Source organism: Paraburkholderia sp. BR14312, from assembly GCF_040948675.1.
GTDB lineage: Bacteria > Pseudomonadota > Gammaproteobacteria > Burkholderiales > Burkholderiaceae > Paraburkholderia > Paraburkholderia nodosa_A.
This window is the reverse complement of record NZ_JBFPKI010000003.1, coordinates 15,899-37,732: the sequence shown is the minus strand read 5'-3', so window position 1 is coordinate 37,732 and position 21,834 is coordinate 15,899. Positions and strand designations below refer to the sequence as shown.

At 63.0% G+C, this 21,834-nt stretch carries 23 protein-coding genes and 1 tRNA gene; all 24 read left to right on the top strand.

All coding sequences use genetic code 11. The annotated features are described in order from the left end of the window. Nucleotides 1-19 precede the first annotated feature (19 nt). The 24 genes from tpiA (at nt 20) to AB3X98_RS09395 (ending at nt 21,777) form a co-directional block, all read left to right on the top strand. Nucleotides 20-802 (top strand): triose-phosphate isomerase, encoded by a 783-nt coding sequence (gene tpiA / locus AB3X98_RS09510; RefSeq protein ID WP_368606351.1) that lies wholly within the window; start codon nt 20-22, stop codon nt 800-802. 101 nt (nt 803-903) lie between these two features. Beyond that, on the top strand, nt 904-1,308 hold the full coding sequence (gene secG, locus AB3X98_RS09505; RefSeq protein WP_368606352.1) for a preprotein translocase subunit SecG: 405 nt from the start codon (nt 904-906) through the stop codon (nt 1,306-1,308). A gap of 110 nt (nt 1,309-1,418) precedes the next feature. Next, a tRNA-Leu gene (locus AB3X98_RS09500) sits at nt 1,419-1,503 on the top strand. Between the two features lie 164 nt (nt 1,504-1,667). Beyond that, nucleotides 1,668-2,027: an NADH-quinone oxidoreductase subunit A gene (locus AB3X98_RS09495; RefSeq protein WP_028205678.1), complete on the top strand. Its 360-nt coding sequence runs from the start codon at nt 1,668-1,670 to the stop codon at nt 2,025-2,027. Nucleotides 2,028-2,099: 72 nt separating this feature from the next. Further along, nucleotides 2,100-2,579, top strand: coding sequence for an NADH-quinone oxidoreductase subunit B family protein (locus tag AB3X98_RS09490; protein WP_027819582.1), 480 nt, complete (start codon nt 2,100-2,102; stop codon nt 2,577-2,579). Nucleotides 2,580-2,601: 22 nt separating this feature from the next. After that, complete coding sequence (locus tag AB3X98_RS09485; RefSeq protein WP_069265281.1) at nt 2,602-3,207, top strand: NADH-quinone oxidoreductase subunit C; 606 nt, start codon at nt 2,602-2,604, stop codon at nt 3,205-3,207. Nucleotides 3,208-3,216: 9 nt separating this feature from the next. Then, on the top strand, nt 3,217-4,470 hold the full coding sequence (locus AB3X98_RS09480; protein ID WP_133182092.1) for an NADH-quinone oxidoreductase subunit D: 1,254 nt from the start codon (nt 3,217-3,219) through the stop codon (nt 4,468-4,470). 129 nt (nt 4,471-4,599) lie between these two features. Then, complete coding sequence (gene nuoE, locus AB3X98_RS09475) at nt 4,600-5,085, top strand: NADH-quinone oxidoreductase subunit NuoE (protein ID WP_069265279.1); 486 nt, start codon at nt 4,600-4,602, stop codon at nt 5,083-5,085. Then, on the top strand, nt 5,082-6,410 hold the full coding sequence (nuoF, locus tag AB3X98_RS09470; RefSeq protein WP_133182095.1) for an NADH-quinone oxidoreductase subunit NuoF: 1,329 nt from the start codon (nt 5,082-5,084) through the stop codon (nt 6,408-6,410). The genes nuoE and nuoF overlap by 4 nt, the downstream gene beginning before the upstream one ends. 121 nt (nt 6,411-6,531) lie before the next feature. Continuing rightward, on the top strand, nt 6,532-8,865 hold the full coding sequence (nuoG, locus tag AB3X98_RS09465) for an NADH-quinone oxidoreductase subunit NuoG (protein ID WP_368606353.1): 2,334 nt from the start codon (nt 6,532-6,534) through the stop codon (nt 8,863-8,865). After that, nucleotides 8,866-9,930, top strand: coding sequence for an NADH-quinone oxidoreductase subunit NuoH (gene nuoH, locus AB3X98_RS09460; protein ID WP_042271744.1), 1,065 nt, complete (start codon nt 8,866-8,868; stop codon nt 9,928-9,930). Between the two features lie 15 nt (nt 9,931-9,945). Continuing rightward, nucleotides 9,946-10,434: an NADH-quinone oxidoreductase subunit NuoI gene (nuoI, locus tag AB3X98_RS09455; protein WP_069265275.1), complete on the top strand. Its 489-nt coding sequence runs from the start codon at nt 9,946-9,948 to the stop codon at nt 10,432-10,434. A 175-nt stretch (nt 10,435-10,609) separates the two neighbouring features. Beyond that, on the top strand, nt 10,610-11,305 hold the full coding sequence (locus AB3X98_RS09450) for an NADH-quinone oxidoreductase subunit J (protein WP_069265274.1): 696 nt from the start codon (nt 10,610-10,612) through the stop codon (nt 11,303-11,305). A 17-nt stretch (nt 11,306-11,322) separates the two neighbouring features. Then, the gene (nuoK, locus tag AB3X98_RS09445; RefSeq protein ID WP_006052894.1) at nt 11,323-11,628 is read left to right on the top strand and encodes an NADH-quinone oxidoreductase subunit NuoK; all 306 of its coding nucleotides are present in this window, start codon (nt 11,323-11,325) and stop codon (nt 11,626-11,628) included. 14 nt (nt 11,629-11,642) lie between these two features. Then, nucleotides 11,643-13,688, top strand: coding sequence for an NADH-quinone oxidoreductase subunit L (nuoL, locus tag AB3X98_RS09440; RefSeq protein WP_069265273.1), 2,046 nt, complete (start codon nt 11,643-11,645; stop codon nt 13,686-13,688). 23 nt (nt 13,689-13,711) lie between these two features. Beyond that, nucleotides 13,712-15,211, top strand: coding sequence for an NADH-quinone oxidoreductase subunit M (locus tag AB3X98_RS09435; protein ID WP_069265272.1), 1,500 nt, complete (start codon nt 13,712-13,714; stop codon nt 15,209-15,211). A gap of 25 nt (nt 15,212-15,236) precedes the next feature. Then, entirely contained in the window at nt 15,237-16,709 is a 1,473-nt protein-coding gene (gene nuoN / locus AB3X98_RS09430) for an NADH-quinone oxidoreductase subunit NuoN (RefSeq protein ID WP_069265271.1), read from the top strand. Then, on the top strand, nt 16,709-17,011 hold the full coding sequence (locus AB3X98_RS09425) for a DUF2818 family protein (RefSeq protein ID WP_028205666.1): 303 nt from the start codon (nt 16,709-16,711) through the stop codon (nt 17,009-17,011). Before nuoN ends, AB3X98_RS09425 begins: the two co-directional genes overlap by 1 nt. 126 nt (nt 17,012-17,137) lie before the next feature. Further along, nucleotides 17,138-17,728, top strand: a complete 591-nt coding sequence (locus tag AB3X98_RS09420; RefSeq protein WP_069265270.1) for an NUDIX domain-containing protein — start codon at nt 17,138-17,140, stop codon at nt 17,726-17,728. A gap of 231 nt (nt 17,729-17,959) precedes the next feature. Further along, a complete protein-coding gene (locus AB3X98_RS09415; protein ID WP_069265269.1) occupies nt 17,960-18,394 on the top strand; it encodes a DUF1178 family protein in 435 nt (144 codons plus the stop codon). Between the two features lie 69 nt (nt 18,395-18,463). Further along, complete coding sequence (locus AB3X98_RS09410; RefSeq protein ID WP_368606354.1) at nt 18,464-19,660, top strand: acyl-CoA dehydrogenase family protein; 1,197 nt, start codon at nt 18,464-18,466, stop codon at nt 19,658-19,660. Nucleotides 19,661-19,671: 11 nt separating this feature from the next. Next, complete coding sequence (locus AB3X98_RS09405; protein ID WP_368606355.1) at nt 19,672-20,802, top strand: acyl-CoA dehydrogenase family protein; 1,131 nt, start codon at nt 19,672-19,674, stop codon at nt 20,800-20,802. Between the two features lie 49 nt (nt 20,803-20,851). Further along, nucleotides 20,852-21,310, top strand: a complete 459-nt coding sequence (locus AB3X98_RS09400; RefSeq protein ID WP_069265266.1) for a MaoC family dehydratase — start codon at nt 20,852-20,854, stop codon at nt 21,308-21,310. Between the two features lie 14 nt (nt 21,311-21,324). Then, nucleotides 21,325-21,777 (top strand): MaoC family dehydratase, encoded by a 453-nt coding sequence (locus AB3X98_RS09395; RefSeq protein WP_368606363.1) that lies wholly within the window; start codon nt 21,325-21,327, stop codon nt 21,775-21,777. Nucleotides 21,778-21,834: the final 57 nt, after the last annotated feature.

The following is a 21,834-nucleotide window of genomic DNA, read 5'->3' as shown; positions in this document are numbered from 1 at the left end:
TTTAACCGCAACCGGAACAATGACGAAACAACGATCGAAGCTCGTAGTCGGTAACTGGAAGATGCATGGCCGCCTCGCGGCCAATGCGGCACTGCTGGAAGGCGTTGCACGCGGCGCGCAGGCGCTGCCCCAGGACGTGCACGTGGGTGTGTGCGTGCCGTTCGCGTATCTCGCGCAGGCGCAGGCACTGCTCGGCGGCAGCCGGGTTCAGTGGGGCGCACAGGACGTTTCGGCGCACGAGCAGGGCGCCTATACGGGCGAAGTCGCGGCAGGCATGGTTGCCGACTTCGAGGCCACGTTTGCGATCGTTGGTCACTCGGAACGCCGCGCTTACCACGGCGAAAGTTCCGAATGCGTCGCTGTGAAGGCGCAGCGCGCGCTTGCGGCGGGCCTCACGCCTATCGTCTGCGTGGGTGAAACGCTCGAAGAACGCGAGTCGGGCGCGACTGAGCGCGTGGTCGGCGCACAGATCGACGCCGTGCTGGCCGCGCTGTCGATCGAAGAGGCCGCGCGTATCGTCGTCGCTTACGAGCCGGTTTGGGCGATCGGCACGGGCAAGAGCGCGAGCTCGGAGCAGGCTCAGCAGGTCCATGCGTTCCTGCGTGCCCGCCTCGCGGCCAAGGGCGCGCAAGTCGCGGACGTGCCGCTGCTCTACGGCGGCAGCGTGAAGCCGGAAAATGCGGCGGAGCTATTCCGTCAGGCCGACATCGACGGCGGCCTGATCGGCGGTGCGTCGCTGAAAGAGGGTGATTTCCTCGCGATCTGCGTGGCCGCTGCGGCGGGCGCCAGCATCGCGAGCTAAAGGCTTGCGCACGAAGCATTCGAACTAAAACGCGTCGTGCGGGCTGCTTATGCGTCTGCTCCGGGAGGGGCGGGCGTTCAACCAGGACTCAGGTGAGTGTGATGCTGTATTTGAAAACGTTGATTATCGTCGTCCAGCTTCTGTCGGCGCTCGGGGTGATCGGCCTCGTCTTGCTGCAGCACGGCAAAGGCGCGGACATGGGCGCCGCATTCGGCAGCGGCGCGTCGGGCAGCCTGTTCGGCGCGAGCGGTTCCGCGAACTTCCTTTCGCGCACTACGGCAGTTCTCGCAACGGTGTTTTTCTGCTCCACCCTTGCGTTAACTTACCTGGGGTCGTATCATGCGAAGCCTTCGGCGGGCGTGCTTGGCGCTTCGGTTTCAGCCCCGGTCGTAGCCTCGGCGCCGGCTGCTTCGGCGCCGGTTGCACCTGCTCCTGGCGCATCCGCTCCGGCGGCGGCTTCGCCGGCTGCAGCAGCCTCGCAACCCGGCAGCGACGTTCCGAAATAAGTTTGAAAAACCTGTTTTGTGCGTTGAACAACGAACGGAAACAAGTTAGAATCTAAGTCTTGAAGCGATTCGCGGGTTGCAAGATTTTGTTGTCCCGGATTGCATGTAGTGCCGACGTGGTGAAATTGGTAGACACGCTATCTTGAGGGGGTAGTGGCGAAAGCTGTGCGAGTTCGAGTCTCGCCGTCGGCACCAATGTTATCTAAAAAATGCCAGCCGCTTGCTTCAGCTTCGGCTGGCATTTTTGCTTCTTACGTCGTGTTCGTCTTCTGTTCGCAGCGCGAAGTACGTGAAGTGATTCCCGCGGAGCGACGCAAGTTCCAGCGGAACCTCAGAACCAACCGATATAGAGGATAGCCTTGAACCTCGCTGCCTATTTCCCCGTCCTTCTGTTCCTCCTCGTGGGTGTTGGTCTGGGCATAGCGCTAGTGACAATCGGCAAGGTCCTCGGTCCCAACCGGCCAGACAGCGAAAAAAATTCGCCGTACGAGTGCGGCTTCGAAGCCTTCGAAGACGCCCGAATGAAGTTCGACGTACGCTACTACCTGGTCGCCATCCTTTTCATCATCTTCGACCTCGAAACGGCGTTCCTGTTTCCGTGGGGTGTGGCCCTGCGCGACATCGGCTGGCCGGGCTTCCTGTCGATGATGCTGTTTCTGCTCGAATTCCTGCTGGGCTTTGCCTACATCTGGAAGAAGGGTGGTCTCGACTGGGAATAATGGGTTAATCGCCGGATTGCATGGGCGGCACTGCGGGGAAACTGTGGGCTGTCCGTCTGGAGTGGAAAGCACATGAGTATCGAAGGGGTCTTGAAGGAAGGGTTTGTCACCACTACGGCTGACAAGCTGATCAACTGGACGCGCACTGGCTCGCTGTGGCCGATGACGTTCGGTCTGGCGTGTTGCGCGGTCGAGATGATGCACGCGGGCGCGGCCCGTTATGACCTTGACCGTTTCGGCGTAGTGTTTCGTCCGAGCCCGCGTCAGTCGGACGTCATGATCGTCGCCGGCACGCTCTGCAACAAGATGGCGCCGGCGCTGCGCAAGGTCTACGACCAGATGGCCGAGCCGCGCTGGGTCATTTCGATGGGGTCGTGCGCCAACGGCGGCGGCTACTACCACTATTCGTATTCGGTCGTGCGCGGTTGTGATCGCATCGTGCCGGTCGACGTCTATGTGCCGGGATGCCCGCCGACAGCGGAAGCCCTGGTCTACGGGGTGATCCAGTTGCAGGCGAAGATTCGCCGCACCAGCACCATCGCCCGTCAATAAAGGCCGCGAGCCTCCCCACAATATGGCAAGCAAACTCGAGACCCTGAAAGCGAACCTCGAAGCGGCCCTCGGCGCGCGCATCGTCAGCCTCACCGAGGCGCTCGGCGAGCTGACGCTGGTCGTCAAGGCGGGCGAGTCCCTCGCGGTGGCCAAGGAGCTGCGCGACAATCCCTCGCTGCGCTTCGAGCAACTGGTCGACCTGTGCGGTGTCGACTACCAGACCTTCGGCGACGGCGCCTGGGAAGGCCCGCGCTTCGCCGCGGTGTCGCATCTGCTGTCGCTCGCGAACAACTGGCGCGTGCGCCTGCGCGTGTTCGCGCCGGACGACGAAGTGCCTATCGTGCCCTCGCTCGTCGAGATCTGGAATTCGGCCAACTGGTACGAGCGCGAGGCGTTCGACCTGTTCGGCATCGTCTTCGAAGGCCACCCCGACCTGCGCCGCATCCTGACCGACTACGGTTTCATCGGCCATCCGTTCCGCAAGGACTTCCCGGTTTCGGGCTATGTCGAAATGCGTTACGACCCGGAGCAGAAGCGCGTGGTCTATCAGCCCGTCACGATCGAGCCGCGCGAGATCACGCCGCGTGTGATCCGCGAAGATCGCTACGGCGGTCTGAAGAAACACTAAGAGGGTCGCATGTCAGAGATCAAGAACTACACGCTCAACTTCGGCCCGCAGCACCCGGCAGCGCACGGTGTGCTGCGCCTCGTGCTCGAGCTCGACGGCGAAGTGATCCAGCGCGCCGATCCGCACATCGGCCTGCTGCATCGCGCGACCGAAAAACTCGCCGAGAGCAAGACGTTCATTCAGTCGGTGCCGTACATGGACCGTCTCGACTACGTGTCGATGATGGTCAACGAGCACGGCTATGTGCTCGCCATCGAAAAGCTGCTCGGCATTGAAGTGCCGATCCGCGCGAAGTACATCCGCGTGCTGTTCGACGAAGTCACGCGCGTGCTGAACCACCTCATGTGGATCGGCTCGCACGCGCTCGACGTCGGCGCGATGGCGGTGTTCCTCTACGCGTTCCGCGAGCGCGAAGACCTGATGGACGTCTACGAGGCGGTCTCGGGTGCGCGCATGCACGCGGCTTACTACCGTCCGGGCGGCGTGTATCGCGATCTGCCTGACGCAATGCCGCAATACAAGGCGTCGAAGATCCACAACGAGAAGGCGCTCGCCCGCATGAACGAGGCGCGCCAGGGCTCGGTGCTGGACTTCATCGACGACTTCTTCACGCGCTTCCCCGGTTGCGTCGACGAGTACGAAACGCTCCTCACCGACAACCGTATCTGGAAGCAGCGTCTGGTCGGCATCGGCGTGGTGAGCCCCGAGCGCGCCATGCAGCTTGGTCTCACGGGCGCGATGCTGCGCGGTTCGGGCATCGAATGGGATCTGCGCAAGAAGCAGCCGTACGAAGTCTACGACCAGATGGACTTCGACATTCCGGTGGGCGTGAACGGCGACTGCTACGACCGCTATCTCGTGCGCGTCGAGGAAATGCGTCAGTCCACCCGCATTGCGAAACAGTGCATTGAGTGGCTGCGCAAGAATCCGGGCCCCGTGATGATCGACAATCACAAGGTTGCGCCGCCCTCGCGCGTGAACATGAAGTCGAACATGGAAGAGCTGATTCACCACTTCAAGCTCTTCACGGAAGGCTTCCACGTGCCCGAAGGCGAGGCGTACGCTGCCGTCGAACATCCGAAGGGTGAATTCGGCATCTACCTGGTGTCAGATGGCGCGAACAAGCCGTATCGTCTGAAGATCCGTGCGCCGGGCTATGCCCACCTGTCCGCGCTCGATGAAATGGCGCGCGGCCACATGATTGCCGACGCGGTCACGATCATCGGCACGCAGGACATCGTGTTCGGTGAAATCGACCGCTAGGGCGGCGCGCAGTAAGGTACGCCCGGTCCCGGGCGCACGCAGCATGGAACGCCACGTCTGCCGCAGCGAATGTATGAGAATGCGCGGCAGGTTTTCGTTCGGTAGGAATTGAAAGAGTCGTGTCTGAAAATGATCTCAGCTGAAGGCCTGAAAGAAATCGATCGCGCGTTGACGAAGTACCCCGCCGATCAACGACAGTCCGCCGTGATGGCGGCTTTGGCCGTTGCTCAGGAAGAGCATGGCTGGCTGTCTCCCGAAATCATGCAGTTCGTGGCCGACTACATCGGCATGCCGCCTGTCGCGGTCCAGGAAGTGGCCACGTTCTACACGATGTTCGAGACCACGCCGGTCGGCAAGCACAAGATCACGCTCTGCACGAATCTGCCGTGCCAGCTCGGCCCGGAAGGCGGCTCGGAGAGCGCCGCCGAATACCTGAAGCAGAAGCTCGGAATCGACTTCGGCGAAACCACGCCCGACGGCAAGTTCACCTTGAAAGAAGGTGAATGCATGGGCGCGTGCGGCGATGCACCGGTGATGCTCGTGAACAATCACCGCATGTGCAGCTTCATGAGCCGCGAGAAGATCGACCAGCTGCTCGAGGAGCTTTCGAAATGACTTCGTTGCACGACCGTCACATCAAACCGCTGATTCTCGCGGGCCTCAACGGCGAGAACTGGCATCTCGAAGACTACGTCGCGCGCGGCGGCTACAAGCAGCTGCGCCGTATTCTCGAAGAAAAGATTCCGCCCGAGCAGGTGATCGCCGACGTGAAGGCGAGCGGTCTGCGCGGCCGCGGCGGCGCGGGCTTCCCGACCGGCCTGAAATGGAGCTTCATGCCGCGTCAGTTCCCGGGGCAGAAGTATCTCGTCTGCAACTCGGACGAGGGCGAGCCTGGCACGTTCAAGGACCGCGACATCCTGCGCTGGAATCCGCATAGCGTGATCGAAGGCATGGCCATCGGCGCGTACGCGATGGGCATCACCGTCGGCTACAACTACATCCATGGCGAGATTTTCGAGGTGTATCGCCGCTTCGAGGCTGCGCTGGAAGAAGCGCGCCAGGCGGGCTACCTCGGCGACAACATTCTCGGCACGGACTTCTCGTTCCAGCTGCACGCGCACCATGGCTATGGCGCGTACATCTGCGGCGAGGAAACCGCGCTGCTCGAGTCGCTCGAAGGCAAGAAGGGCCAGCCGCGCTTCAAGCCGCCGTTCCCGGCGAGCTTCGGCGTGTACGGCAAGCCGACCACGATCAACAACACCGAGACCTTCGCAGCCGTCCCGTTCCTGTTGACCGTCGGTCCGCAGACGTACATGGAACTCGGCAAGCCGAACAACGGCGGCACGAAGATCTTCTCGATCTCGGGCGACGTGGAGCGTCCGGGCAACTACGAGATCCCGCTCGGCACCCCGTTCGCGAAGCTCATGGAACTGGCCGGCGGCGTGCGCGGCGGCAAGAAGCTGAAGGCCGTGATTCCGGGCGGCTCGTCGGCGCCGGTCATTCCGGGCGACCTGATGATGCAGACGGACATGGACTATGACTCCATCGCCAAGCAGGGCTCGATGCTCGGCTCGGGCGCCGTCATCGTCATGGACGAAACGCGCTGCATGGTGCGCTCGCTGCTGCGCCTCTCGTACTTCTATTACGAAGAGTCGTGCGGCCAGTGCACGCCGTGCCGCGAAGGCACGGGCTGGCTGTATCGCGTGGTGAACCGTATCGAGCACGGCGAAGGCCGCCAGGAAGACCTGGATCTGCTGAACTCGGTGGCGGGCAACATCATGGGCCGCACGATCTGCGCGCTCGGCGACGCGGCGGCCATGCCGGTGCGCGGCATGCTCAAGCATTACTGGGACGAATTCGAATATCACGTGCACAACAAGCGTTGTCTGGTCGGCGGTCATGCCGGCTCGCACGCGGCCTCGGAGACGGTGGCCGCCTGACAGGCGAAGAGACAGCATGTTGTGCGCGAACCGCGTAGCACGACGCAACGACGCAACGGCGCAGTGACGGGGAATGCTGCTGTGAAATTGAGCGGTAACAGGTTAGGGACGATTAACCATCATGGTTGAACTTGAAATAGACGGCAAGAAGGTGCAGGTGCCCGAGGGCAGCATGGTGATCCAGGCTGCTCAGCGCGTGGACACGTACATCCCGCACTTCTGCTATCACAAGAAGCTCTCCATCGCGGCCAACTGCCGGATGTGTCTCGTCGATGTGGAGAAGATGCCGAAGGCCGTGCCCGCATGCGCGACGCCGGTGTCGCAAGGCATGGTCGTGCGCACCATGTCGGACAAGGCCGTGCAGGGTCAGCAAGCCGTGATGGAATTCCTGCTGATCAACCACCCGCTCGACTGCCCGATCTGCGATCAGGGCGGCGAATGCCAGCTTCAGGATCTGGCCGTCGGTTACGGCAAGTCCGCGTCGCGCTACAGCGAAGAAAAGCGCGTGGTGTTCCACAAGAACGTCGGTCCGCTCATCTCGATGGAAGAGATGTCGCGCTGCATTCACTGCACGCGCTGCGTGCGCTTCGGCGACGAAATCGCCGGCGTGATGGAGCTCGGCATGCTCGGCCGCGGCGAGCATTCGGAAATCACCTCATTCGTCGGCAAGACGGTCGACTCCGAACTCTCGGGCAACATGATCGACCTGTGCCCGGTCGGCGCGCTCACGAGCAAGCCGTTCCGCTTCTCGGCGCGGACGTGGGAACTGTCGCGCCGCAAGTCGGTGAGCCCGCACGACGCAACGGGTGCGAACCTCGTCGTGCAGGTGAAGAACAACCGCGTGATGCGCGTGCTGCCGTTCGAGAACGAATCCATCAACGAATGCTGGATCTCGGACAAGGACCGCTTCTCGTACGAAGGCCTGAACAGCGAAGACCGCCTCACGCGCCCGATGATCAAGCAGGGCGGCGAGTGGATCGAGACCGACTGGCAGACCGCGCTCGAATACGTCGTGAAGGGCATCAAGGGCATATGCGACGAGCATGGCGAGAACCAGCTCGCGCTGCTCGCGAGCCCGCACAGCACCCTCGAAGAACTCTATCTCGCGAAGCAGTTCGCGGACGCGATCGGCACGCCGAACGTCGACTTCCGTCTGCGCCAGAGCGACTTCTCGGCGCCGCTCGAAGGCGCGCCGTGGCTCGGCACGAAGATCGCCGAACTCTCGTATGCCGACTCGGCATTCGTGATCGGTTCGTTCCTGCGCCGCGACCACGCGCTGTTCGCAGCGCGTCTGCGCCAGGCAGCGAAGGGCGGTGCACAGGTCAGCTTCCTGCAGGCCACCGCTGACGGCTCGCTGATCCCGAACGCGCAGCGCATTGTCGCCGCGCCCTCGGCATGGCTGGACGAACTCGCTTCGATCGCAGCGGCTGTCGCCGAAGCGAAGGGCGTTGCGGTGCCGGAAGGTTTCGCGGGCGCACAGGCCACGCACGCCGCGAAGCAGGTTGCCGCGTCGCTTGCGAATGGCGAGCGACGCTACGTGCTGCTCGGCAACGCCGCGGTCCAGCACCCGGAATTCTCGCGCCTGCACGCCGCCGCGCAGTTCATCGCCGAAACGACGGGCGCGACGCTTGGCTTCCTCACGGAAGCGGCCAACACGGTCGGCGCGCATATCGCCGGCGCACTGCCGGGCCGCGACGGCCTGAACGCACGCGAAGCGTTCGAGCAGCCGCGCAAGGGCTATCTGCTCCTGAACGTCGAGCCGGAATTCGATACGGCCAACCCGGCCGCCGCGCGCGCCGCGCTTGCGCAGGCCGAAATGGTCGCCGTGTTCTCGCCGTACAAGACGGGCCTCGACTACGCGGACGTACTGCTGCCCATCGCGCCGTACACGGAAACGTCGGGCACCTTCATCAACGCAGAAGGGACGTCGCAGACCTTCAACGGCGTCGTGCGCCCGCTCGGCGACACGCGTCCGGCATGGAAGGTCCTGCGCGTGCTCGGCACGCTGCTGGGCGCCAAGGGTTTCGAATACGACACCGCCGAAGAAGTGCGCCGCAAGGCGATGGGCGACGGCAGCTTCGAAGGCCGTCTGTCGAACAAGGCCGGCGCCACGATTGCACGCGGCAGCCTCGCGAAGGCCGCGGAAGGCCGCTTCGAGCGTATCGCCGACGTGCCGATCTACCACGCCGATCAAATCGTGCGCCGCGGCGAAGCGCTGCAGCTCACCATGGCTGCCCGCGTGGCGAACGCGATCGGCCTGCCGGCGGCATACTTCGACCAGCTCGGCCTGAAGGAAGGCGACGCCGTGCGCGTGCGCCAGGGCGAGCTGTCGGTGACGGCGCCTGCAACGCGCGATGCGAATCTTGCGCCGACAGTCGTGCGTGTGTCGGCGGCGACGCCGGCCGGAGCGCAACTCGGCAGCCTGTTCGGTGAACTGCTGGTGGAGAAGGCGTAAATGAGCTTGTTCGATACGATCAATGCAGGCGGCAGCCAGCTGCTCGGCGTGGCATGGCCCACCGTCTGGGCGCTGGTGCGCATTCTCGTCGTCGCGGTGGTGATCCTGCTGTGCGTGGCGTACCTGATCCTCTGGGAGCGCAAGCTGATCGGCTGGATGCACGTGCGTCTCGGCCCGAACCGCGTGGGCCCCGCAGGTCTCTTGCAGCCGATCGCCGACGTGCTGAAGCTGCTGCTCAAGGAAGTGATTCAGCCTGCGCAGGCAAGCCGCTGGATCTACATGGTCGCGCCGATCATGGTGGTGGTGCCGGCCTTCGCGGTCTGGGCGGTGATTCCGTTCCAGGCGGGCGCGGTGCTCGGCGATATCAACGCGGGCCTGCTCTACGCGATGGCGATCTCGTCGATCGGCGTGTACGGCGTGATTCTGGCGGGCTGGGCGTCGAACTCGAAGTACGCGTTCCTCGGCGCCATGCGCGCCGCGGCGCAGATGGTTTCATACGAGATTTCGATGGGCTTCGCGCTCGTCGTCGTACTGATGGTGTCGGGCAGCCTGAACCTCTCGGTGATCGTCGAAGGCCAGATGCGCGGCATGTTCGCAAACTGGGGCATTACGTTCCTCTCGTGGAACTGGCTGCCGCTGCTGCCGATGTTCGTCGTCTACTTCATCTCGGGCATTGCCGAAACGAACCGTCACCCGTTCGACGTGGTGGAAGGGGAGTCGGAAATCGTCGCGGGTCACATGATCGATTACTCGGGTATGGCGTTCGCGCTGTTCTTCCTCGCCGAGTACATCAACATGATCGTGATCTCGGCGCTCGCCTCGGTGCTGTTCCTCGGCGGCTGGAGCGCCCCGTTCGCGTTCCTCGACTTCATCCCGGGCGTGTTCTGGCTGGTGCTGAAGGTCTTCTGCCTGCTGTCGGTCTTCATCTGGGCCCGCGCGACGTTCCCGCGCTATCGCTATGACCAGATCATGCGTCTCGGCTGGAAGGTGTTCATTCCGGTGTGCATCGTGTGGCTGATCGTGGTCGGCTTCTGGTACATGTCGCCGTTGAGCATCTGGAAATAAGGGGCGAACACAACCATGAACGCTATCCAAAACTTCTTCAAGACGTTTTTCCTGACCGAGCTGCTCAAGGGGCTCGCGCTGACGGGTCGTTACACCTTCAAGCGCAAGTTCACCGTGCAGTTCCCGGAAGAAAAGACGCCTATCTCGCCGCGTTTTCGGGGTTTGCACGCGCTGCGCCGCTATGAAAATGGCGAAGAGCGCTGCATCGCGTGCAAGCTGTGCGAGGCCGTGTGCCCTGCGCTCGCGATCACGATCGAATCGGAAGTGCGCGAGGACAACACGCGCCGCACGACGCGTTACGACATCGATCTGACCAAGTGCATCTTCTGCGGTTTTTGCGAAGAGAGCTGCCCGGTCGACTCGATCGTCGAAACGCACATTCTCGAGTATCACGGCGAGAAGCGCGGCGATCTGTATTTCACGAAGGATATGCTGCTGGCCGTTGGCGATCGCTATGAAGCGCAGATCGCGGCGAACAAGGCAGCGGATGCACCGTACCGTTGATCTTTCAGTTTGACGCTGCATCGGCCCGCGGTTCGGGCCGGCTGTGGGGAACGCGTGTGCCGAACGCCCGCGCGATACCGCAGCCTGACCGCCGCGGCGCGACGCTCACTGGTCTGGCCGCCAGTCTGCGCCGCGCAATCCGCTTCACGAAGGCCTCAACGATGAACCAGTAATCATGGAATTCACGACCGTCCTGTTCTACATCTTCGCGCTGCTGCTCACGCTGTCAGGGCTGAAGGTGATCACTTCGCGCAATCCTGTCGCGTCTGCGCTCTTCCTCGTGCTCGCGTTCTTCAACGCGGCCGCGATCTGGATGCTGCTCGAGGCCGAATTCCTCGCGATCCTGCTGGTGCTCGTCTACGTGGGCGCGGTGATGGTGCTGTTCCTGTTCGTGGTGATGATGCTGGACATCAACATCGACGTGCTGAGCCGCGACTTCAAGCGCTTCATTCCGGTGGCGACCATCGTGGGCGCGATCATCGTGGTCGAAACCGCGCTGATCCTGTGGCACGGCTTCGGCGCGACGAGCGCGCCGGTGCCCGATACCACGCCGGCTGCCGCCGCCGCGATCTCGAACGCACACCTGATCGGCAAGATCATCTACACCGACTACATCTTCGCCTTCGAAGTCGCCGGCCTCGTGCTGCTGGTGGCGATCGTCGCGGCCATCGCGCTCACGGTGCGCGAGCCGAAGGACTCGAAGCGTCAGGACGTATCGAAGCAGGTCAACGTGCGTCGTCAGGACCGCGTGCGCCTCGTGAAGATGCAGGCCGTCGTGGAAGTGCCGGAGCCCGCGGAACCGGCGCAAGCCGAAGCCGGGGCTGCGCCCGCGGCGGGCGCCGCGCCGGCCGCACCGGCAACGAAGAGCTAAGCGCGAAGGAGCGAACCATGCTGACACTGGCCCATTACCTCGTCCTCGGCGCGATCCTTTTTGCGATCTCGATCGTCGGAATCTTTTTGAATCGGCGCAACGTCATCATCATCCTGATGGCGATTGAGCTGATGCTGTTAGCGGTGAACACGAACTTTGTCGCGTTCTCGCATTACCTCGGTGACGTTCACGGACAGATTTTCGTGTTCTTCGTGCTTACAGTTGCGGCGGCGGAAGCTGCAATTGGTCTGGCTATTCTTGTGACCCTGTTCCGCAGCCTCGACACGATCAATGTCGAGGATCTCGATCAGCTCAAAGGCTAAGGCAGGCTGACTTTATGGCAACGACTCTCAACGAAACTCTTCTGCTGGCGATCCCGCTGGCTCCTCTCGCCGGTTCCCTGATTGCCGGTCTCTTTGGCAAAACGATCGGGCGCGCGGGCGCGCATACGGTGACCATTCTCGGCGTCGCGATTGCGTTCGTGCTGTCGTGCATCACGCTCTTCGACGTGATGGGCGGCGCGAGCTTCAACGCGACGGTCTACGAATGGATGTCGGTTGGCAGCCTGAAGTTCGAAGTCGGCTTCCTCATCGACTCGCTGACTGCGCTCATGATGGTCGTCGTGACCTTCGTGTCGCTGATGGTGCACATCTACACGATCGGCTACATGGCGGAAGAAGAGGGCTACGAGCGCTTCTTCTCGTACATCGCGCTCTTCACGTTCTCGATGCTGATGCTCGTGATGAGCAACAACTTCCTGCAGCTGTTCTTCGGCTGGGAAGCAGTCGGTCTCGTCTCGTACCTGCTGATCGGCTTCTACTTCAAGCGTGAAAGCGCGATCTACGCGAACATGAAGGCGTTCCTCGTGAACCGCGTGGGCGACTTCGGCTTCCTGCTCGGTATTGGCCTGTTGCTCGCGTTCGGCGGCTCGCTGAACTACAACGACATCTTCGCGAAGGGTCATGAAATCGCCGCGCTGACGTTCCCGGGCACCTCGTGGAACCTGCTCACCGTTGCGTGTATCTGCCTCTTCATCGGCGCGATGGGTAAGTCGGCGCAGTTCCCGCTGCACGTCTGGCTCCCGGACTCGATGGAAGGCCCGACGCCGATCTCCGCGCTGATTCACGCGGCAACCATGGTGACGGCCGGTATCTTCATGGTCGCGCGCATGTCGCCGCTGTTCGAACTCTCGGAAGCCGCACTGTCGTTCATCGTCGTGATCGGCGCCATTACCGCGCTCTTCATGGGCTTCCTCGGCGTGGTCCAGAACGACATCAAGCGTGTGGTGGCTTACTCCACGCTCTCGCAGCTCGGCTACATGACGGTGGCGCTCGGCGTGTCGGCTTACCCGGTCGCGATCTTCCACCTGATGACCCACGCGTTCTTCAAGGCGCTGCTGTTCCTCGGCGCGGGCTCGGTCATCATCGGCATGCACCACGATCAGGACATGCGCAACATGGGCGGCCTGCGCAAGTACATGCCCATCACGTGGATCACGTCGCTCATCGGTTCGCTCGCGCTGATCGGCACGCCGTTCTTCTCGGGCTTCTACTCGAAGGATTCGATCATCGATGCCGTGAAGCTCTCGCACCTGCCGGGTTCGGGCTTCGCGTACTTCGCGGTGGTCGCGAGCGTGTTCGTCACGGCGCTCTATTCGTTCCGCATGTACTTCCTCGTGTTCCACGGTGAAGAGCGCTTCCGCGGTCCGAAGCATCCGGAATCGCCGATGGCGATCGAAGCAGCCCACGGTCATGGCGATCATGGCCACGACGAACACCACGTGCACGTGCCGCACGAGTCGCCGTGGGTCATCTGGGTGCCGCTCGTTCTGCTCGCGATTCCCTCGGTGATCGCCGGTGCGTTCGCGATCCAGCCGCTGCTCTTCGGTGACTTCTTCTCGCATGGCGTGGCGTTCCAGAACGTCATCTTCGTTGGCGAGAACCACGAAGCGCTCGCGGAGATGGGCAAGGAATTCCAGGGCTGGGCCGCGATGGGCGCGCATGCGTTCTCGGGTCTGCCGGTGTGGCTCGCACTCGCGGGTGTGGTGGTGGCGTGGTTCTTCTACATGAAGCGCCCGGAACTGCCGGCCGTCGTGTCGCGCACTTTCTCGCCGGTCTACAAGCTGCTGGCAAACGCGTATTACCTCGACAAGATCAACGAAATTGTCTTCGCTCGCGGAGCCGTCGCGATCGGTCGCGGTCTGTGGAAGGAGGGCGATGTCGTCGTGATCGACGGCGTCGTAAACGGGAGCGCCAAGTTTATCGGCTGGTTTGCAACTGTCATTCGTTTCCTGCAATCCGGCTATATCTACCACTACGCATTTGCCATGATCATTGGCATGCTTGGCCTCCTTACCCTGTTTGTAACGCTCGGCGGCAAATAAGGCAAAATAAGGCGAGGAAACGCATGCACGCAACTCCGATTCTCAGTATTGCGATATGGATGCCGATCGTATTCGGCATCATCGTTCTTGTAGTGGGTTCCCGTCGGAACCCGAGTGCGGACCGCTGGCTCGCACTCATCGGTTCGGTGCTTAGTTTCCTCGTCACCCTTCCGCTCGTTGCGGGCTTCGATACGAGCACGGCTTCCCTGCAGTTCGAGGAGAAGGCGGTCTGGATCGAGCGGTTCAATATTGCGTATCACCTGGGCGTCGACGGCATCGCGATGTGGTTCGTCGTGCTGACGGCGCTCATCACCGTGATCGTCGTGATCGCGGGCTGGCAGGTCATCACGAAGAACGTTGCGCAGTATTACGCGTCGTTCCTCATCCTGTCGGGCATCATGATCGGCGTTTTCTGCGCCGCCGACGGTCTGCTGTTCTACGTGTTCTTCGAAGCCACGCTCATTCCGATGTACATCATCATCGGTGTGTGGGGCGGCCCGAACCGCGTGTACGCAGCGTTCAAGTTCTTTCTTTACACGCTGGCCGGCTCGCTGCTCATGCTGGTCGCGTTGCTGTACCTGTACCGCATTACCGGGACCTTCGACCTCGCCACCTGGCAGGCCGCGAAGATCGCCATGACGCCGCAAATCCTGCTGTTCATCGCGTTCTTCTTCGCGTTCGCGGTCAAGGTGCCGATGTGGCCGGTCCACACGTGGTTGCCGGACGCGCACGTCGAAGCGCCCACGGGCGGCTCGGTCGTGCTGGCCGCGATCATGCTCAAGCTCGGGGCGTACGGTTTCCTGCGTTTCTCGCTGCCGGTCACGCCGGACGCGAGCCACTACCTGGCGCCGGTCATCATTACGCTGTCCCTGATCGCCGTGATTTACATCGGCCTCGTAGCGATGGTGCAGGCGGACATGAAGAAGCTGGTCGCGTACTCGTCGATTGCCCACATGGGCTTCGTCACGCTCGGCTTCTTTATGTTCGGCGAATCGAGCCAGCTCGCGATGGAAGGCGGGATCATCCAGATGATCTCGCACGGTTTCGTCTCGGGCGCCATGTTCCTGTGCATCGGCGTGCTGTATGACCGCATGCACACACGCGATATCGCGGATTACGGCGGTGTGGTCAACACCATGCCGAAGTTCGCGGCGCTGGTCATGCTGTTCGCGATGGCCAACTGCGGTCTGCCGGGCACCTCGGGATTCGTCGGCGAATTCATGGTGATTCTGGCGGCCGTGAAGTACAACTTCTGGATCGCATTCGGGGCGGCGTTCACGCTGATCCTGGGCGCGGCCTATACGTTGTGGATGTACAAGCGGGTGTATTTCGGCGCCGTTGCGAATGACCATGTTCGCGAGCTGAAGGACATTAACGGTCGCGAATACTTCATTCTCGGAGTACTCGCACTGTTTACGCTTTTCATGGGCGTCTACCCGAAGCCCTTTACCGATGTGATGCACGTTTCCGTGGAAAACCTCCTCTCCCACGTCGCAGTGTCGAAACTGCCGCTGTCACAGTAATACCCGAGCGGAGGAACAAAAGATCATGCCAAACGCCCCTATGTACGCTCTGCTGCCCGACGGCCTGGTGATGACCGGCCTCGTCGTCGCGTGGCTCAACGACACGTTCACCGGACCTGAAGGCCGGCGCACGACCTACTTCATCGCGCTGCTGACCACGGTCATAGCCGGTATCTGGTTCGCGGTGGACGCGTTCGATCCGCACGTGTACTACTACTTCACGCGCATGTACGTGGTCGATCCGTTCGCGAGCGCCATGAAGGCGGTGGTCACGCTCGGCTACGCCGTGTCGATCGTGTACTCGCGCAAGTACCTCGAAGACCGCGACATGTTCCGGGGCGAGTTCTTCCTGCTTGGCCTGTTCTCGCTGCTCGGCCAGCTCACGATGATCTCGGGCAACAACTTCCTCACGCTGTACCTCGGCCTCGAGCTGATGTCGCTCTCGCTCTACGCGGTCATCGCACTGCGCCGTAACGCGGCACAGTCGAACGAAGCGGCCATGAAGTACTACGTGCTGGGTGCGCTCGCTTCGGGCTTCCTGCTCTACGGCATCTCGATGCTGTACGGCGCGACCGGCTCGCTCGAGCTGAACGAAGTGTTCAAGGCCGTGGCTTCGGGCCACATCAACGATATCGTCCTGCTGTTCGGCGTGGTGTTCATCGTCGCCGGCGTGGCGTTCAAGATGGGTGCGGTGCCGTTCCACATGTGGGTGCCCGACGTCTATCAAGGCGCGCCTACGGCCATGACGCTGCTGACCGGCGGCGGCCCGAAGGTCGCGGCATTCGCCTGGGCCGTGCGCTTCCTCGTGATGGGCCTGCTGCCGCTGGCCGTCGACTGGCAGGAGATGTTGATCATCCTCGCGGCACTCTCGATGATCGTCGGCAACATCACGGGTATCGTCCAGCGCAACATCAAGCGCATGCTCGCGTACTCGGCCATTTCGAACATGGGCTTCGTGCTGCTCGGCCTGCTCGCCGGCATCGTCGACAACAAGGCGACGGGCGCGGCCAGCGCATACAGCTCGGCCATGTTCTACAGCATCGTCTATCTGATCACGACGCTCGGCGCGTTCGGCATCGTCATGCTGCTGTCCCGCCGCGATTTCGAAGCGGAGACGATCGACGACTTCAAGGGCCTGAACCAGCGCAACCCGGTGTTCGCGTTCGTGATGATGCTCATGATGTTCTCGCTCGCCGGCATTCCGCCGACCGTCGGCTTCTACGCGAAGCTCGCCGTGCTCGAAGCGACCATGAACGCGGGCCTCACGTGGCTTGCCGTGCTCGCCGTGGTTACGTCGCTGTTCGGCGCGTTCTACTACCTGCGTATCGTCAAGCTGATGTACTTCGACGCACCGCAGGACGAAGCACCGATCGAGAGCCACGCATTGAACCGCGGGCTGCTCACGCTCAACGGCGTGGCGGTGCTCTTGCTGGGCATCATTCCTGGCCCGCTGATGTCGATCTGCCTGCAGGCTGTCACGCATACGCTGCCGCTCTGATGTCGGCAGCGGGCTGGTTCATCGTGCTGTTGGCGCTCGCGGGCGCCAACCTGCCGTTCCTCAACCAGCGATTGTTCGGCGTGGTGCCGCTTCGCGCACCGAAGAAGAGTGCGTGGATTCGCATCGCTGAAATGATCGTGTTGTACTTTGTGGTCGGTACGTTCGGCTTCCTGCTGGAGGCGCGCGCCGGCAATCGTTTTGACCAGGGCTGGCAGTTCTACGCGATCACCTTCAGTCTTTTTGTCGTGTTCGCGTTTCCCGGCTTCACCTGGCAATATCTCGTCAAACGCCGCCCGGCGTGACGCGCGTGGCCGGCCCGCGGCCGGCACGCGCGGTGCGACCCGCAGTCCGGCCGCAGTCTGGCCGGTTTCACTTCAAGCGGCGCGCGCGCGGCTTCCCGATTTTCCTGAGCACCCACGAGGCTGACTATGGCTGAACATCATCAACACGACCCGGCGCTCGCCGAGACGTGCGTGGAAAGCACGACGCTCTACGCCGGTAATTTTCTTACCCTGAAGCGCGACACCGTTGCGCTGCCGGACGGCAAGCATGCGACGCGCGAGTTCGTGCAGCATCCTGGCGCGGTGATGGTCATCCCGCTGTTCGACGACGGCCGCGTGCTGATGGAGCGCCAGTACCGCTATCCGCTCTCGCGTGTGATGACCGAATTCCCGGCAGGCAAGCTCGATCCGCAGGAGGGCGCGCTCGCCTGCGCGATCCGCGAACTCAAGGAGGAGACGGGCTATACGGCGCGCGAGTATGTCTATCTCGCGCAGATCCATCCCGTGATCTCGTACTCGACCGAGTTCATCGACATTTACCTCGCACGCGGGCTGACCGCGGGCGCGGCGCAACTCGACGACGGCGAGTTTCTCGAAACCTTCACGGCGAGGGTTCCGGAACTGCTCGAATGGGTGCGCACGGGCAAGATCACCGACGTGAAGACGATCATCGGTACGTTCTGGCTCGAAAAGGCGCTGTCGGGCGCGTGGCCGCTCGCGAACGCTGAGCAGGGCTGACACGCTACCCGGCAGCGAATCCCTGAGCAGCGGCGGCCCGTGTGGCCGCCGTTGTCGCTTTTACGCGCACCCCAAGCGCAGGTACACCTGAAGCACCTTCAGCGCGCCCGCCCGCGCGGCGCTACAATCGAACCCCCGGGAAAGTCCCGGTGGCTGGCCGCAGGAATTTTTTCGAACGGTCGTTCACAAATTTACGATTTGCGCTAAACTCATCGCAAGCCTCGATTCCCCATGAAGGTCCTCGATTTACAGTGTCCAGACGGCCATCGGTTTGAAGGCTGGTTCGCCTCGGTTGACGACTTCGAGTCGCAACTGTCCCGCAAGCTGGTCGAATGTCCGATGTGCGGCGCCACCCATGTGACCCGCTTGCCGTCCGCGCCCCGGCTGAACCTGTCCGGCGCGAGCGAAACGCCCAAAGCGTCGCCGCACGAGCAGGCGGCGCAATGGCAGGCGCATGCGATGCGTGTGATCCGCGAGGTCCTCGAGAAGACGGAGAACGTAGGCGACCGTTTCGTCGAGGAGGCGCGGCGCATTCACTACAACGAAGCGCCGTCGCGCAACATCCGTGGAGTCGCTTCCGCGGACGATGCGCAAGCTCTCGTCGAAGAAGGCATCGATGTGATGCCGCTGCCGGTTCCGGCCGCGTTGAAGGGTCCGCTGCAATAACGCCATGCGGGTCTTCGCCGCGGCGCGGGGGAAACGCTCCGCACCGGCCGCGGCCAGGAGACATTGCGCATGGATCTGGACTACACCCCCGCTGACGACGCATTTCGCGCCGAAATCCGCGCTTGGCTCGAGGCCAATCTGCCTCAAGCGATGCGCGACAAGGTTCTCAACCACAAACGCCTCTCGCGCGACGACATTGCCAACTGGCACAAGCTGCTAGGCAAGAAGGGCTGGTCCGCGCCCGCGTGGCCCGCGCAATGGGGCGGCCCAGGCTGGACCGAAGCGCAACGCCACATCTGGGACGCCGAGTGCGGACGCATCGGCGCGCCGCCGGTGCTGCCCTTCGGCGTGTCGATGGTCGCCCCCGTGCTCATGAAGTACGGCAACGAGGCCCAGAAGCGCCGCTATCTGCCGCGCATCCTTTCCGGTGAAGACTGGTGGTGTCAGGGGTACTCCGAACCGGGCTCGGGATCGGACCTCGCATCGTTGCGTACACGCGCAGTTCGTGAAGGCGATCACTACGTCGTGAACGGGCAGAAGACCTGGACCACGCTCGGCCAGCACGCCGACATGATGTTCTGCCTCGTGCGCACCGATCCTGCGGCCAAGAAGCAGGAAGGCATCTCGTTTCTCCTCATCGACATGAAAACGCCCGGCATCACCGTGCGTCCGATCATCACGCTCGATGAAGACCATGAGGTCAATGAAGTCTTTTTCGAAGACGTGAAGGTGCCGGTCGAAAATCTCGTCGGCGACGAGAACCGCGGCTGGACTTACGCGAAGTATCTGCTCGGCCACGAGCGCACGGGCATCGCGCGCGTGGGCGCGTCGAACCGCGAACTCGCCTTCCTCAAGAGCGTTGCGCTCAGGCAGAAGAAGCATGGCAAACCGCTGCTCGAAGATCCCGTATTCGCGGCGCGCGTGGCCGCCGTCGAAATCGAGCTGATGGCGCTGGAAGTGACCGCCGAGCGCGTGATCGCGAGCGCGGCGGGCGGACGCGGCCCCGGTCCCGAAGCGTCGATGCTCAAGATCAAGGGTACGGAGATCCAGCAGGCGCTGACCGAGCTGATGGTCGACGCGGTCGGCCCGCTTGCAGCGCCGTTCGACCCGGCCTACCTCGAGGGCGAGCACGAACACGCGGCCGGCGGCGACGACGACGCGGCCCCGCTCGCGGCGTACTACTTCAACTATCGCAAGACGTCGATCTACGGCGGGTCGAACGAAATTCAGAAGAACATCATCTCGCAGATGATTCTGGGGATTTGAGGAGCGGCGCCATGAACTTCAATTTCACCGAAGAACAACAGCAACTCGCCGACGCGCTGCGTCGCTATCTCGACAAGAACTACGGCTTCGAAGCACGCCAGGCGATCGTGAAGACACCGGCCGGCGTTTCGGACCAGCACTGGAACGCGTTCGTCGAACTGGGACTGACCGCGCTGCCGGTGCCGGCGGCGCAGGGCGGCTTCGACGGCGCGCCATTCGACATGCTCGTCGTCATGCAGGAGCTGGGCCGCGCGCTCGTGGTCGAGCCGTACTGGGCAACCGCGGTGGGCGTCGAGGCGCTCAAGCTCGCGGGCGGTGCGGCCGAACCGGAAAACGCAGCGCTGCTCGAACGCGTCGCCTCGGGCGAGATCAAGCTTGCCGCCGCGTTCCACGAGCCGCAGTCGCGCTACGACCTGTTCTCGCTGGAAACACAGGCGAAGGAGACGGGCGACGGCTTCGCGCTCACCGGCACGAAATCGGTCGTGCAGCACGGCGCCCAGGCCGACCACTGGATCGTGCCGGCGCGCTTCGCGGGCGAGGTTGCGCTCTTCGTCGTGGCGCGCGATGCGCACGGTGTCGAGGTGGGCGATTACCGCACGATCGACGGCCAACGCGCTGCGACGCTGACCTTCAACGAAGCGCACGCGCGCCGTCTTGGCGACGCGCATGCCGGCGCGGCGACGTGGGAGAAGATTGCCGATTACGCCACGTTCCTACTGTGCGCGGAAGCCGTGGGAGCCATGGACGCGCTCAACCACGCCACGGTCGAATACACGAAGACGCGTCAACAGTTCGGCGTGCCGATCGCGCGCTTCCAGGCGCTGCAGCACCGCATGGCAGAGATGCTGATCCACGCCGAGCAGGCCCGCTCGCTGACTTACCTGGCCGCCGCGCGTTACAGTAGCGAGTCGGCCGAAGAGCGGCGCCGCGCGATCTCGGCAGCGAAGGTGCGCGTGGGGCAGGCGGCGCGTTTCATCGGCCAGCAGGCCGTGCAGCTGCACGGCGGCATGGGCGTCACCAACGAAGTGGCGGCCGCGCATCTGTTCAAGCGTCTCGCGATCATCGAAACGACGCTCGGCGATGTCGATCACCACCTCGAACGCTTCGCATCGCTGCCCGGTTTCGCGCAGGCAGCAGCGTAACGCGTGGCGGCAGCAGGCAACAACAGGGCAACATCGGCGGAGAAAACGGATGGGCGTGAGTTACGAAGATCTCGAAGTGGGCAAGCGCTATGTGGTCGGTTCGCACACCTTTGGGCGTGACGAGGTGGTGCAATTCGCGGAGCAGTTCGATCCGCAACCATTCCACATGAGCGAGGCGGGCGGCGAGGCGTCGATGTTCGGCGGGCTCGTCGCGAGCGGCTGGCATACCTGCTCGGTCATGATGGGCATGCTCGTACGCAACTTTCTCAAGGACTCGACCTCGATGGGCTCGCCCGGCGTCGACGAGATTCGCTGGCTCAAGCCCACGCGCGTGGGCGACACGCTGACGATGACGAACGCGATCCTGAGCAAGCGCGTTTCGGCGAGCAAGCCCGATCGCGGCATCGTGGAAACGCAGTGGGAAGGACACAACCAGCACGGCGAGCTGATCGTGACCGTGCGTTCGAAGGCGCTGTTCGGCCTTCGCCATCCAGGGAGCGTAGCGTGAGCGAAAGCGATGTCATGCAGATTGCCGACGCGGCGGCGTTGCGCTTGCTGATCGGCGCAGGGCCGCTCGTGAGCGGCTGGCGCGAGGTGAGCGAGGCGGACGTGCACGGTTTTGCCAACGCCACGGGCGACCACCAGTGGATCCATATCGACGCCGAACGTGCGCGCCGCGAGTCGCCGTTTGGCGGCCCGATTGCGCACGGCTTTCTCACGCTTTCGCTGATTCCCGTGCTGCTCGGAGGAACGCTGCACATGCGTCAGCGCATGGGCGTGAACTACGGGCTCAACCGCGTGCGCTTCACGCAGCCGGTGCCCGTGGGCGCGAAGGTGCGTGCACGCATCGCGGTGAAAGAAGTGAGCGACGTGGAGGGCGGCGGCGTGCAGGTCGTGTGGGATGTGAGCATCGAGCGCGAAGGCAGCGAGCGGCCCGCATGCGTGGCCGAGTTCATCACGCGGCACTACTTCTAGTTTGATTGCGTGCTCAACGAAAAGGGGCGCTCCGTTGCACGGCGGGCGCCCCTTTGA